The organism is Nocardiopsis sp. NPDC055551 (assembly GCF_053619415.1).
Genome location: NZ_JBSHJJ010000013.1, coordinates 82,804 through 95,995, shown reverse-complemented (window position 1 = coordinate 95,995; position 13,192 = coordinate 82,804). Strand labels below are relative to the sequence as shown.

Sequence of the window (13,192 nt, the reverse complement as noted above, 5' to 3'; positions counted from 1 at the left end):
CGGGCTCACCCGCCCAGGACCGCGTCGATGAGGCCCAGCGGGGGCGCGCCCAGTTCCAGCAGCTCCCGATGGAAGCGCGGCAGTGAGAAGTCCTCGCCCCACTCCTGCCGGGCACGTTCGCGCAGGGCCAGGATCTCCAGCTTGCCCCAGGTGTACCGGCCGTAGGTGGGATCGAAGGTGGCGCGCCGGGCCTCGGCGCGGGCGGCCGGGCCGCGCAGCGCGGTGTCCTCGGTGAACCGCGCGGTGGCTTCCCGCACCGTCATGGAGCCCGAGTGCAGGCCGATGGCCACTGCCAGGCGCGTGACGCGGACCAGCGCCTCCAACCACACCCCGATCTCGAAGTGGTCGGCGGTCCATTCGGGGTCGCCCAGGCGTTCGGCGGCGTAGGCGCCGAACCCCTCGTCCACGCACACCTCCTCCACGTAGTGTGCCCACCCCTCGACGAAGGACATGGAGGGCAGCGCGCGCCGCACCGGGCTCTGGAGGCGACGCAGGGCGCGTCCGTGCGAGTAGTGGCCGGGTGCGACCTCGTGCACGCTCACCGCGGGCAGGGTGGTGTGGCTGAACATCTCCAGCCACTCGTCGGCCTCCTCCTCGGACCACTCGGGGTCGGGCGGGTTGACGTAGTAGAAGGACGCGGTGTCCTCCTCCCAGGGCCCGGACCAGGCCATCATCGCGGTGCCCCAGCGCAGGGCGGGCGGTGGCACGTCCACCTCGCACTCACCGTCGCCGTAGGGGGCGAGGGAACGCTCGGCGGTGAACTCCAGGCACAGACGCGTCCACTCGCGGGCCGCCTCGAGGACCCCGTCCGCGCCGGGGTGGTTCCGGGTGAGCTCGCGGGCGAACTCCATGGGGTCGCGGTCGGGCGCCAGGCGCCCGGCCGCCTCGGCCAGGCGGGCGCGCAGTCGGTCGCGTTCGACGTCGGCGCGGGCGGCCAGGTCGTCGAGATCGACCTCCATGGCCTCACCGATACCCATGAGACGAGAGAGCGTCTCCGCGCCCAGACCGGCCTGATCCGGGCCGTGTTCGGCGGCGTGTTCCAGGTGTGCCATCAGTCGGGAGTGCGCGACCAGGGCGGCGTCGCGCACGTCCTCGGGCAGTTCGTCGGGCAGACCGCCGATGAGCCCCCGCGCCGCGGTGAGCAGCGACTCGGCGATGGGCGCGGAGACACGGTCCAGGGACGCCAGGGCGTTGTCGGCCAGCCACGGCCACAGCCGCAGGTGGGCGAGGCGGGCTGCGTCGCGTTCGGCGGCGGGTGCGTAGTCGCGTTCGTAGTCGGACAGGTCCATCTCGCCGATGTGGAGCAGGGGGTTGGTCCGGTGCCACTGGAGTTCGCCCAGTTCGTGCCGGAGCGCGTTCTCGAAGGCGGCCAGGTGCGCCTCGTCGTGGGCGTCGTCGAGCGGGTCGCCGCCCAGGTCTTCGAGGTGGGCACGCACGCCCGCCGGTGACAGGTCGGCGGCCCTGCCGTCGTAGGAGTGGAGTCCGGCGTGCCCGCGCATGGCGCCGGGCAGCAGGTCGGCGATGGCCCTCAGCCGCGGGGGGAGTTCCTCGTGGGAAGGTACAGACATGCGGCCGACCCTAACGTTCCCGCGCCTGGTCGGTCCCGCCCCTGACACGCTCCCCCGGCGCGTCCGGTGAAGGCGCCGGCCGGTTCCGGTGTACACGCGCTCGATCACCGGGAACCGGGTGGGACGCTCGGTCGTCTCCCAGGGTGTGACGACCTCCGAGAACTCCCAGACACCCTCGACTCCCGAGTCCGCTGAACCGGGCACGGGTGCCGTGCGCCCGGGCAGGCGCCGTCTTCCACTCCTCCTGGCCGCCGTGGCCGTGATCGTGTTGGGCTGTGTGCCGTTCGTGTGGCAGCTGTTCGCCACCTCCGAGCATCGGTATGGCGTCGAGGAGGTGCCCGAACGTCCGGTCGCCTTGGTGCTCGGCGCCGGGGTCCGCCCCGACGGGATGCCCAGTCACCTGTTGGCCCAGCGTCTGGAACTGGCGGTGGAACTGTACGAGGCCGACCGGATCGAGGCGGTACTGGTCAGCGGTGACAACGGCGTCGACCACTACAGCGAGACCGACACCATGCGCGACTACCTGATCGAGGCGGGCGTCCCGGCGGATCGGATCGCCGGCGACCACGCCGGGTTCGCCACCTGGGACTCGTGTGTGCGGGCCACGGAGGTCTTCGGGGTGGAGGAGGCCGTGGTGCTGACCCAGGACTTCCACGTGCCGAGGGCGGTCGGGCTGTGCCGGGCCGCGGGCATCGACGCGGTGGGCGTGGGCGACAACAGCTTCGGCGAACGCGCGACGGCCACCGTCTACGGGTGGGTGCGCGAGGTCCCGGCGGCGGTGGCCGCCCTGGGCACGGTCCTGCTGCGTCCGGACCCCACGTTCCTGGGCGAGCCCGAGACCGGCGTGGAGGAGGCCCTGGCCCGGGCCGCCGAAGAATCGGCGGCCCCCTGACCAGAACGTGTTCGGCGGTCAGCGACCGCCGAACAGACGACCGAACAGACCCGAGGGCGCCTGCTGGGGCTGCGGGGCCTGCTGGGCCGGGGCGGCCTGGGGCACGGGCTCCGGCTCGGGTTCGACGCCGACCAGGGCGCAGAACTCCTCGGCCTCTTCGGGCAGGGCCCAGGCGGCGAGCGTGGCGGTGAACTCCTCGTCCTCCCAAGCCGAGGCGGGCAGCTCGGCGATGGCCCACAGGACCTTGAGGGTCTCCTCGTCGTAGTCGGCCTGGACGTGCTCCTCGGCGGTACGGTCCTTGGAACGCGGGCCCAGCACCAGTTCGAGGCCGACGCCGGTGACCAGGGCGCGGGACTCGTCCTCACCCTTGATCAGGCCGGTCAGGATGTCCAGACGCAGTCGGCGGGCGCGATCCCCGGCGCGGCCCAGCGCGAGGAAGCCCAGGACCTGCGGGGAGCGGGGGCCGCAGTGCGGCCACGACTCGTTGAACAGACCCTCGTAGCCCATCGTGGTGCCGCCACCGCGGCCGATCCGGCGCAGGCCCTCGCGGGGGGTGTTCTCGCCGTGGATGAGGACCATCGCCACCGAGGCGGCGAAGGAGTTGTAGAGGTTGCCACCGGCCATCTGGTGGGTGAGACCGACGGTGGTGTCGATGTCGTTCGGAGCGGCGAGCAGGCCGAGGGCGAACAGTTCGGCGGGCAGCGGCTCGGACTGGCCACCGCCGCCACCGGCGGCCTGATCCATCGCGTCGCGCAGGGAGGTGGGGGCCTTGGGGGTGGGGCGCAGGTCCTTGGCGAGGAGGAACTGGGAGGCGCCGGTGATCTCGGAGACCACGCGCTCGGACTCGTCGGGCAGGAACGCCAGCAGGTAGCTCACCCACTCGCCGGCCCGGTCCAGGCCGCCCCGGTTCACTCCACCGTGTAGGAGGGAGACCAGGTCGGGAACGCGGGCGAGCACGGCCTCGTAGGTGTCGAGTTCGGCCTGCAGGATCTCCGCGCCGTCGTCGGACCCCATCACGGCCAGACGGTTGCGCATCCGGTGGTGGTGCTGCTCGTCGGGGGCCTCGTCCATCCAGTCGCGGTACTGGGCGCGCACCTTCTCGGCGTCGTTGGAGAGGGCCCAGGCCACCTCGTCACGCCACTGAGCGAGGTCGAGGTGCTCGGGGAAGCGGTCCTCCGCGTGGGCCGCGACCAGCTCCAGCAGGAGGCTCAGGGGCCGCCACCGGTCCATGTCCGGGGTCTCGTCGGCGGTCGCGGCGTCGACGAGGTGGTCGACGACCTTCGGTGCGGCACGGTGGCCCGGCTCGGGGAACCGGATGATGTCGTGGAGGTCGGACAGCGCGCTGTCACTGCCGGCGACCCTGCCGAGGAGTTCGGGGATGCGTTCCCCGCCCTCCGGGGCCAGGGAGGCCCAGTCGACGTCGACGGCGTTGTCGTGTGGTTCGTTTCCCGTGGTCGCGTTCATATGCCCGATTATCCCGGCTCGGGCAACAGCTCTGAGCCCCGCTCCTCCTTGTCATCGCGCCGACGACCTCGCCCGTGGTGTCGGGATCGGCGCCGCGAGCGGGATCATCGCGGGTCGGGGCGGCCGACCATGGCGGGTGCGGGGCGCAGTACGGCGTCCTTGAGGGCCTTGAAGGCGGCGGGGACCTCGCGCAGGTAACCGATCACGGTGGAGCGTCGTCGGGCGCCCAGGCTGGAGTCGCCCACCCCCACGGCGTCGATGCCGGCGGCGCGGGCGAGCGCGATGGTGCGGGGCAGGTGGAAGGACTGGGTGACCATGGTGGCGGCGTCCACCCCGTAGTACTCCTTGACCCTGACGCAGGTGTCCCAGGTGCGGTAGCCGTGGGGGTCCGCCTCGATCAGGTCGACCGGGACGCCCTGTTCGACCAGGTAGCGGGTCATGGTGTCGGTCTCTCGGCGGGACACGTCGCGGTTGTCCCCGGAGACCAGGACGCGATCGACCTTGCCCTCCCGGACCAGGTCGACGGCCAGGTCCAGACGACGGGCGAGCAGCGGCGAGGGGCCGTCGGACCAGGCGGCGGCGCCCAGGACCACTGCGACGGGGCGGTGCGGGACACGGGCGGGTCCGGGACGACGTCCGACTCCGGCCAGGCGCGTCCACGCGAACGGAGTCAAGGCGAGGGCGACGACCACGATCGTCCCGATCCAGATGAGCACGACCGCCCGCCTTCCGATGTCCGGCACGGCCCGTGCCGTGCGCCCCACCATCATGGCGCACGGCCGTAGCGGTCAGGTCAGGAAGGAGGCCCAGCCCCCGGACCGCTTGTGGCGCACACGCAGGCCGCCGCCCTGGGCCGAACCGGTGACGACGAAGTGGGTGGCGTCGTTCCGACGGATCGAATCGACGTCCGAGCGCACGCTGCCGAACCAGGAGGAGTCGACGTCGACCTCGGCGGTGGCCCCCTCGGGCAGGATGATGTCGGCCGAGCCCCAGGAGGCGTCCACCCACACCTCCACCACCGGGGTGGTGACGCGGGCTTCACGGAAGTCGAGCCTGGTTGAGCCGAAGCGGGCATCGATCTCGATGCGATGCGGCACGGTCCAATCGCCCTTGCGGACCAGGGAGTCGCCCTTGGCCTTGAGTTTCAGCGGTTGGCCGACGGGGCCGGCCGGGGTGTGCTGTGGGGCGACCGCGCCAGGGGAGGCCGAGGAGGCCAAGCCGCCCGCGCCCGTGGGAAGGTCCGCGACGATGGGTTCGAGGTCGGCGTAGGTCTTGGCGCTGTAGACCGCGTTGAGTCGCTCGTCCACCTCCTCCAGGTCGAGACGCCCTTCCCCTGCGGCTTCCCGCAGGATCTCCGCGACCTGGTCGCGCTCGGCGTCGGAGATACGCATTCGGCTCATGTCATTGGGGGCCACGTGCTCGTCCCGCTCCTTCTGCCTGTTTTGTCAGACCCACGTTAGAGCATGTGGAGCGTCGGCGGCGGTCGCCGACCGGCGTGATCGGAGGAAGGCGCTCCCGCCCCGCTTTGGGCCGGACGGGAGCCGGGTACTGCTTCTCTAGGGTGGTTGAGGACTCTGCCGGGGTAGGACGGACCCCGGCAGAGTCCTGAACCACGCGTGTTCCCCTCCCCGGCCGCCTCCACGATCCCGCAACGCACCCCGCCCCGCACAGAGCGTGTCCGCATCCGGCCAGACGGTGAGCGGGGCGTGGGGACGCCTCATGTTCTTCAAGCGTTGCCCGGTCGGCCACCTTGTCGGGTTTCGGTCACTTCGTCCACACCCGACCGCACCCACCCCTCACTCCCCCCGTGTTCCCAAGCGAGAGGGTTCGCCATGCCTCTGCGCACCTAATTTCGGTCAGACCATTAATCGGGTTTTGGACACCGAGACTTCCAGCGAAACCGCAGGTCGCGGAGAGCCGATCGCAAGGACTCCGAAAACTTGGCGATGGACTTCGAACACCCCTTCGCAAGCCACGCTTTGAACTGCGGAAACACGGAACATCGAAGGTTCCCGAAATATCCCGTTCTTCGCCTTCCCGACAGCGTTTGCCCAAATTCCGTAGCGAGCATGTTTCAAGTGAACGCGAACGGTCGCCCGACCGACTTCCTCTCGCGCGACGCCCATCCGATCCGACCAACCAGCAGAGCCACCATCAGGTCGAAGACCGGAGGAGACCACGACGTGTCCGCCCTTGCGATCGCCCCGACGTTTCTCAGCGACTTCAACCGCCTCGCGCCCGACGTCCAACTCGGCACCCTGGCCGTGATGCGCGCCTACCAGGCCGGAGAGACCACCGAACTGGAATCCGTCGCGGGCGCCGCCGACCCTCGTGTCCGGGTCGTGTCCATCGCTTCCGACTGGACCGGCGTCATCGCCCCCGACCCGTGCACGGAGTCCCATGAGGACGAGTCCGCGGAACAGGACACCGATGACCCGCACTACCGGCTGCTCACCGTGCGCCCGCGCGCCGAGGCGCTGCGCTACGCCCAGAATCTGCGCCCCCGGGCCCTGGCCGACGCTCCCGCCGAACTCGGGCTCGGCATCGTCGACCTCACCCCCGTCGGCCCGCCCGAGCTGTCCGGCGCCCTCAACGCGCCCTTCGAGCAGTGGCAGATCACCCTGCACCCGGACCAGCAACGGGTCACCTCGGGGCACTTCAACGGATCCGTGCAGGTCACCGGGGGACCCGGCACCGGTAAGAGCGTGATGGCGCTCTACCGTGCCGCGTACCTGGCCGAAGCGGACGCCGCCGCGCACCCCGAGTCCACCGGTGAGTCGGTACTGCTCACCACCTACAACCGGGCGCTCGCCCAGTCCCTGGCGGACCGCTTGGACCGACTGCTTCCCGACCCCGGCACCAGGTCACGTGTGCGGGTGGTCACCATCGACGGCCTGGCCCGTTCCGTGGCGCAGAGCCACAGCAGCGTCGCGCCGCGGATGCTCGGCAATGACGAGATCGCCCAGCGGTGGCGTGCGGTCGCCCTCGCCGACGGGCTGCCCTTCTCCGGGCGGTTCCTGGTGGACGAGTGGGAGCAGGTCATCCTGGCCAAGGGCCTGGAGTCGCTGCCCGACTACATCCGCTGTGAGCGCAGCGGCCGCGTCCAGCACCTGGCGCCCGAGCACCGACGTCAGGTCTGGGAGACCGTCCGGCGCTACGTCGGCGCGATGCGGGTGGAGGGGTTGTGGTCCTACCCGCAGTTGGCCGCCGAGGCGGCCCGGCTGCTCACGCGTTCGGGCCCGCTGTTCCGGTACGCGGTGGTCGACGAGTCCCAGGACCTGCACCCGGCGCAGTGGCGGATGCTGCGCGCCGCGGTCCCCGAGGGCCCGGACGACCTGTTCATCGTCGGTGACCCGCACCAGCGGGTGTCCGACAACCGGGTGTCGCTGGCCTCGCTGGGGATCAACGTGCGCGGCCGGGGCCACCGACTGCGGGTCAGCTACCGGGTGACGCAGGAGATCCTCGACTGGAGCATGCCGATCCTGGACCGCCGTGCCGCGTTGGGCATGGACGACGACGCCGACACCCTCGCCGGCTACCGTTCGCTGCTGCACGGCCCCGCCCCGGTGGTCCGCGGCTGCGACAACCGCACCGAGGAACTCCACGCCCTGGGCGACTGGGTCCGGGTATGGCTGGAGGCCGGGGTGAACCCGTCCGAGATCGCGGTGGCCGGGCGCAACCAGTGGGTGGCGCGCGGGGTCGCCAAGGAATTGGAGGCGCGCGGGATCTCCACCACGCCGCTGGAAGGGGCGGGCGCGCCGGGCGCGGTCCGCGTGGGGACGATGCACCGGATGAAGGGCCAGGAGTTCCGGTGTGTGGCGCTGGTCGGCGTGAGCGACCACCTGCTGCCGCCCAAGGCCGCGATCGAGGCGGCCGACGGTGACCAGGTCGCCCTGGAGCACGCGATCCAGCAGGAACGGACCCTGTTGTTCGTGGCCTGCACCCGGGCACGGGACGCGTTGTACGTGTCGCACGTGGGCCGGCCCAGCAGGCTGATCGCCGACAGCCCCTGATCGAGGCGCGCACGGGAAAGGGCCGGGACGTCGATCGACGTCCCGGCCCGTGCGTTCACCGCCCCGGGGCGAAGTCCCCGTCCATGTCGGAGATGACCATCCGGTCGGTGTAGGCCATGGGGTCACCGACGTCGACGTCGGTGACGTACATGATCGGGAGCAGCAGCGGCGGTGGGAAGTCCGGGGTGAAGGTGATCGGGATTCCCAGGAGCCGCACGTGCATGCTGGTGACGTGGAGTTCGACGTTGCCCTCCAGGTCCATCGAGGGCAGACCCAGGGATCGGCGGGTTCCGGAGTCGTCGAACCAGAGCTCGCCGCCGCTCATGTTGGAGCCGCTCATCGTGATCTTGAGGTAGCGCCGTGGACCGTCGGCGGTCGGGCACTCCACCACGCCTTCGTAGCCGGCGCCGAACATGGTGAGGCTGTCGGCGGTCAGTCCGGACTCACGGGTCGATCCCTGGAAACAGCCGTCGTCGGAGACGACCGTGACCTGCGGGTACTCGCCCTGCTCCTGCGCCGCCCGGCAGGCCTGGACCATGTCGAGGAGTTCCTGCTCGTCCTCGAGGACGGCGTCGTCGCCGAGGGCGGGTTCGCACGCGGCCGGGTCGGCGTCCTCGCCGGCGGGATCCTCCTCATCCTCCTCGCTCTCCCCCTCCTCCTCGGGGTCCTCCCCGGCGTCCTCGTCCTCATCGGGATCGGTTTCCCCGGGAGGTGTCCCGGGTTCGTCGGAAGGACTCGCGGAGGGGCCCTCCTCGGGCTGCTCCTCGGACTCTTCGTCGTCGGGCAGCAGCCAGTCCCAGGGCCACCCCAGGGTCGGGGCGGGTGCCGCCGCGATGGTCATGGCGGCGGCGAGCGGAAGGGCGATCGCGGCCAGGGGCCGGGTGCCGCCACGCGGTTCGTCGACGGTGACGTCCTCGGTGACGGTGCCTTCGGCAGAGGGGCCGGGGTCCCGGTTCTCGGCGTTCTCGGCGTTCTCGCCCCCTTCGGCCTCTTCGGTCGCCCGGGCACCCTTGCCCCCGCGCCGCCCACGCGGTCGGTTCCGGGCCTCGGGGCCCCAGGCGAACACGAGCGACCCACCGACGATGCCGAGCAGCATGCCGATGACGAAGCCACCGAAGTTGGAGGTCACGAAGGACACCAACGCGAGCATCAGTCCGACCACGCCGAAGAAGGTGCGCTGCGCCGGCTGCAACCAGCTCAGCACACCGATCACGATCAGCAGTCCGCCGATGAGGTTGCCGGAGACACCGGCCATCCCGGAGAAGACGAGTAGGTCGATGGGCAGGATCAGGCTCTGTGCGGCCGGTGCGACCAGAAGCTCGATACCGGCCGCGACGAGGAGGGATCCGCCCCAGAACGGCCGGGTGCGCCGCCAGTTCCGGAACCGTCCCCATCCCGTGCGGAGCAGGGTCATCGCTTGGGCCATGGGATCAGAAGCACTCGTGGTTTCCGGGCTTGATGGCCAGTCCCAGGCCGCTCAGTCGCAGCGAGCCGGAGGTGACCGCCCAAGAGGTCAGTTCCATGTCGTCGACCGAGATGGTGTCGGCCTGCAGACCGAAACCACCTTCCGGTCCCTGGCCGCCGTCGGCCTTGTCGAGGGTGCCGGCGTCACGGCCGATCTCGATCGCGCCGAACTCCGCGTCGCCCTGGAGCTGCTCGATGTCGATGACCATCGAGGTGCCCTCGACCGGGGTCTCCTCGCCCGCGGTGATGACCAGGGTGGCCTCGCCGATGGGCAGGTCCCACAGGGAGGACATGCACAGGTTGCGCAACTCGGTGGTGTTCACGGTGGACAGACCGATCGGTCGGGCCGAGCCGTCGACCGACTCGGCGACGTCGCCGTACTGGCTGAAGCCGCTGCCGCTGAGGTTGTCGGCGGACATCTTGAAGCTGTCACCGGAGACCGCGAAGGAGGACGCGAGCACGCCCTGGGTGGTCATGCCACCGAGGACCCCGGCGGCGACGAATCCGGGGACCGCGAGCAGGGCGAACCTGCGCCAACGGGTCCCACCATTGCCTTCGTACTGCTCGGACGGGTCCTGAGACGCCTCCGGCGCCTCCTCGGGTGCCTTGGGCATGTGTACCTCCAGAGGGTTCCGCCGTCGGAGGACGACGGGGGGAAGGAACTTGCGCCGACGCACGCCACGTGTGTTACTTGGAACACACCCTACTCGGCGGTAGTGACGAACATTACAATATGTATTGTCACATTTCTAGATGACGCCATCATCGTTGCGGACTCGTATCCGGCCCATTACGGACAACTGCCGCCCGACCCGAAAAGTAGAGGCCCGAACCCATGTCTCCTCTGTCTCCTCAGAGCACACCGGACGCCGACGCACCCGAGGAAGCGGACGACCGTTTCGACTACGACGTGGTCGTGATCGGATCCGGCTTCGGTGGATCGGTGAGCGCCCTCCGCCTCACCGAGAAGGGCTACCGAGTCGGCGTCCTGGAAGCCGGCCGACGCTTCACCCCCCAGACCCTGCCGTCCTCCTCCTGGGACGTGAAGAACTTCCTCTGGGCGCCACAGGTCGGCATGTACGGCATCCAGCGCATCCACCTGCTCAAGGACGTCATGATCCTCGCCGGAGCCGGCGTGGGCGGGGGTTCGCTCAACTACGCGAACACCCTCTACCACCCGATGGACCCCTTCTTCGAGGATCCGCAGTGGCGGCACATCACCGACTGGAAGTCGGAGCTGTCGCCCTTCTACGACCAGGCCCGCCGCATGCTCGGTGTGCGCACCAACCCCTCCATGACCCCCTCCGACGTGCACCTGAAGGCGGTCGCCGAGGACATGGGCGTGGGCGACACCTTCCGGCTCACCCCCGTGGGCGTGTGCTTCGGCGATGGTCAGGACGGCACCGGCCCCAAGGCCGCGCCGGGCGAGTCCGTGGGCGATCCCTACTTCGGTGGCGCCGGACCCGACAGGAAGGCCTGCACCGAGTGCGGTGAGTGCATGACCGGCTGCCGTCACGGCGCCAAGAACACGCTCACCGAGAACTATCTGTACTTCGCCGAGCGGGGCGGTGCCGAGGTGCACCCGCTGACCACCGTCGAGCGGGTGCGCGAACGTCCCGGGTCGAAGGGCGGTGGTTTCGCCGTCGACACCCTGCGCACCGACGCGCCCCGGCGCAAGGAGAACGCCCGCACCTTCACCGCGCGCCAGGTCGTGGTCGCCGCGGGAACCTACAACACCCAGACCCTGCTGCACCGAATGCGCGACGAGGGGCTGCTGCCGCGCCTGTCCGACAAGCTGGGCACCCTCACCCGCACCAACTCCGAGGCGCTCGTCGGCGCGATGAGCAAGCGGGTCCCCCCGCCGGAGGACCTCACGCGCGGCGTGGCGATCACGTCCTCGATCCACCCCAACGACAACACCCACATCGAACCGGTCCGCTATGGCAAGGGCTCCAACGCGATGGGACTGCTCACCACCATCCAGGTGCCCGGCGGCGGAAGGGTCCCGCGCTGGCTGCGCTACATCGGACTGGCCCTGCGACACCCCGGCGTTTTCGCCCGTAGCCTCTCTAACCGGCGCTGGTCGGAACGGACCGTGATCGGACTGGTCATGCAGTCCCTGGACAACTCGCTGACCACCTCGGTCGAGCGCGGCCTGTTCGGCGGCCGCAAGAAACTGACCTCCAGGCAGGGGCACGGGGAGCCCAACCCCACGTGGATCCCCGAGGGTCAGGAGGCCGCGACCCGTTTGGCCGAACGCATCGACGGATATCCGGGCGGAACCGTCGGAGACCCGTTCAACATCCCGATGACCGCGCACTTCCTGGGCGGCTGCCCGATCGGGGACAGCGCCGAGAGCGGGGTCATCGACCCCTACCACCGGCTGTACGGGCACCCCGGTCTGCACGTGGTGGACGGTTCGGCGGTCACCGCCAACCTGGGCGTGAACCCGTCGCTGACGATCACGGCGCAGGCCGAACGGGCGCTGTCGATGTGGCCGAACAAGGGCGACGAGGACCCGCGCCCGGAACAGGGCGTGGAGTACCGGCGGGTGAGACCGGTGTTCCCGCGCGACCCCGCGGTTCCGTCGGGCGCGTTCGCCGAGCTGCGGTACACCACGTCGTTGCCGCTGACCGTGGTCGAGCCGGCTTCGGAGGCCGCACGGGTTCCAGGGCCGGGAGAGGCTCCGGGGAAGGCCTGAGCGGTACCGCCTCGGCACCCGTTCGACCCGCGCTCCCGCGGCACCCCACGACACCTGTTCGGGCCCGGCCCCGTGGTCGACGGCCGGGCCCAGTGGGGGCTTCGTCTCGACTCGGGGGGCGACCGGTCCAGGTCGACGGGGCTGAAGGGGCGACCCGCGGCCTGGGCGTTCTCGGCCCGTGTCGGGGGTTCAGGAGGGGCCCGTGGAACCCTCGTACCCTTCGGCGTCCTGTTCCTTGAGCTTCTCCAGGGCCTCGGCGAAGTGGTCGCCCATGACATCGCTGAGGTGGTGGGCCATCTCCTGGGCGAGCACCGCGTCCACGGCCTGTTGGGCCAGGGGCCGCACTCTGCGGACCAGTTCGGAGATCTGGTCCACCTCGTCGGCCTGGATGACGCTTCCGGGGGTGTACTCGCTGATGATGTGGTCCGACACCGTGCGGACCATGTGTTCGGAGACGTCGCCGATCCGGTTCCTGAGGTTCTCGGCGATGTCGAGGACCGAGCCGACCGTCATGCCGAGCTTGACCAGTTCGACCCCCGCGTGGAACAGGCGCGGGCTGGGGACCCGGAACCGTAGGCCGTCGCGTTCGATGACGCGCAGCGCGAGGGCACGCCTGATGGTCCTGGGGGTCACCTCCTTGCCGAAGAGCTCCCGGAGCTCTCCGAGGCCGACGTAGTCGGGGATCTCGTCACTCCAGGCATCACCGATGGCCGACTCGAAACCGAGGATCTCCGACAGGTCGCCCCCGCGTTCCCACACGCGGAGCATCTCGCCGATGTTGGCGAAGGTGTAGCCGCGGCGGAGCAGTTGGCCGATCAGCCGCAGGCGCGCCAGGTGCGCCTCCGAGTAGATGCCCACTCGCCCCTCGCGGCGCGGTGGCGCCAGCAGCCCTCTGTCCTGATACACCCGGACGTTGCGCACCGTCGTTTCGGCGAGCCGGGCGAGTTCGTCAATGCGGTATTCGGCCATGGCACCACCCTAGAGACACGACAGGGCCGTACTCATGGGTAATCACGTCCCCTCGGCCCGGTGGGCGTCGTCGACGACGATCGTAACCTTCCCGGCCAAACCGTACGGGCCGATGCACGGC

The 13,192-nt window shown here is 70.4% G+C and carries 10 protein-coding genes; 3 read left to right on the top strand and 7 right to left on the bottom strand.

The genetic code is table 11. The annotated features are described in order from the left end of the window. Positions 1-5: 5 nt before the first annotated feature. Positions 6-1,568, bottom strand: a complete 1,563-nt coding sequence (locus ACWGSK_RS22490; RefSeq protein ID WP_358504410.1) for a DUF885 family protein — start codon at positions 1,566-1,568, stop codon at positions 6-8. Positions 1,569-1,713: 145 nt separating this feature from the next. Between ACWGSK_RS22490 and ACWGSK_RS22485 the strand changes: the two genes are divergently transcribed. Further along, positions 1,714-2,460, top strand: a complete 747-nt coding sequence (locus ACWGSK_RS22485) for a SanA/YdcF family protein (RefSeq protein ID WP_452456711.1) — start codon at positions 1,714-1,716, stop codon at positions 2,458-2,460. Between the two features lie 18 nt (positions 2,461-2,478). On the opposite strand, the gene ACWGSK_RS22480 is transcribed toward ACWGSK_RS22485, so the two are convergent. The 3 genes from ACWGSK_RS22480 to ACWGSK_RS22470 form a co-directional block, all read right to left on the bottom strand. Beyond that, positions 2,479-3,924, bottom strand: coding sequence for a hypothetical protein (locus tag ACWGSK_RS22480; protein ID WP_358504413.1), 1,446 nt, complete (start codon positions 3,922-3,924; stop codon positions 2,479-2,481). A 104-nt stretch (positions 3,925-4,028) separates the two neighbouring features. Next, positions 4,029-4,640, bottom strand: a complete 612-nt coding sequence (locus ACWGSK_RS22475; protein ID WP_358504416.1) for a SanA/YdcF family protein — start codon at positions 4,638-4,640, stop codon at positions 4,029-4,031. A 72-nt stretch (positions 4,641-4,712) separates the two neighbouring features. After that, a complete protein-coding gene (locus ACWGSK_RS22470) occupies positions 4,713-5,324 on the bottom strand; it encodes a DUF1707 SHOCT-like domain-containing protein (protein WP_452456710.1) in 612 nt (203 codons plus the stop codon). Positions 5,325-6,107: 783 nt separating this feature from the next. On the opposite strand from ACWGSK_RS22470, the gene ACWGSK_RS22465 reads away from it, so the two are divergent. After that, on the top strand, positions 6,108-7,937 hold the full coding sequence (locus ACWGSK_RS22465) for a UvrD-helicase domain-containing protein (RefSeq protein WP_452456648.1): 1,830 nt from the start codon (positions 6,108-6,110) through the stop codon (positions 7,935-7,937). 55 nt (positions 7,938-7,992) lie between these two features. On the opposite strand, the gene ACWGSK_RS22460 is transcribed toward ACWGSK_RS22465, so the two are convergent. Together ACWGSK_RS22460 and ACWGSK_RS22455 are read right to left on the bottom strand one after the other, a co-directional pair. Next, positions 7,993-9,363, bottom strand: a complete 1,371-nt coding sequence (locus tag ACWGSK_RS22460; RefSeq protein WP_358504425.1) for a DUF6114 domain-containing protein — start codon at positions 9,361-9,363, stop codon at positions 7,993-7,995. Between the two features lie 4 nt (positions 9,364-9,367). After that, complete coding sequence (locus ACWGSK_RS22455) at positions 9,368-10,015, bottom strand: DUF6230 family protein (RefSeq protein ID WP_358504428.1); 648 nt, start codon at positions 10,013-10,015, stop codon at positions 9,368-9,370. A 221-nt stretch (positions 10,016-10,236) separates the two neighbouring features. Between ACWGSK_RS22455 and ACWGSK_RS22450 the strand changes: the two genes are divergently transcribed. After that, entirely contained in the window at positions 10,237-12,102 is a 1,866-nt protein-coding gene (locus ACWGSK_RS22450) for a GMC family oxidoreductase (protein WP_358504431.1), read from the top strand. Positions 12,103-12,291: 189 nt separating this feature from the next. On the opposite strand, the gene ACWGSK_RS22445 is transcribed toward ACWGSK_RS22450, so the two are convergent. Then, a complete protein-coding gene (locus ACWGSK_RS22445; protein WP_358504434.1) occupies positions 12,292-13,071 on the bottom strand; it encodes a MerR family transcriptional regulator in 780 nt (259 codons plus the stop codon). Positions 13,072-13,192 lie beyond the last annotated feature (121 nt).

Excerpts from the sequence above, each read along its gene's own strand:
- ACWGSK_RS22490 (WP_358504410.1), bottom strand. The coding sequence starts at position 1,568 with ATGTCTGTACCTTCCCACGAGGAACTCCCCCCGCGGCTGAGGGCCATC.
- ACWGSK_RS22480 (WP_358504413.1), bottom strand. The coding sequence starts at position 3,924 with ATGAACGCGACCACGGGAAACGAACCACACGACAACGCCGTCGACGTC.
- ACWGSK_RS22470 (WP_452456710.1), bottom strand. The coding sequence starts at position 5,324 with ATGAGCCGAATGCGTATCTCCGACGCCGAGCGCGACCAGGTCGCGGAG.
- ACWGSK_RS22460 (WP_358504425.1), bottom strand. The coding sequence starts at position 9,363 with ATGGCCCAAGCGATGACCCTGCTCCGCACGGGATGGGGACGGTTCCGG.
- ACWGSK_RS22455 (WP_358504428.1), bottom strand. The coding sequence starts at position 10,015 with ATGCCCAAGGCACCCGAGGAGGCGCCGGAGGCGTCTCAGGACCCGTCC.
- ACWGSK_RS22450 (WP_358504431.1), top strand. The coding sequence starts at position 10,237 with ATGTCTCCTCTGTCTCCTCAGAGCACACCGGACGCCGACGCACCCGAG.
- ACWGSK_RS22445 (WP_358504434.1), bottom strand. The coding sequence starts at position 13,071 with ATGGCCGAATACCGCATTGACGAACTCGCCCGGCTCGCCGAAACGACG.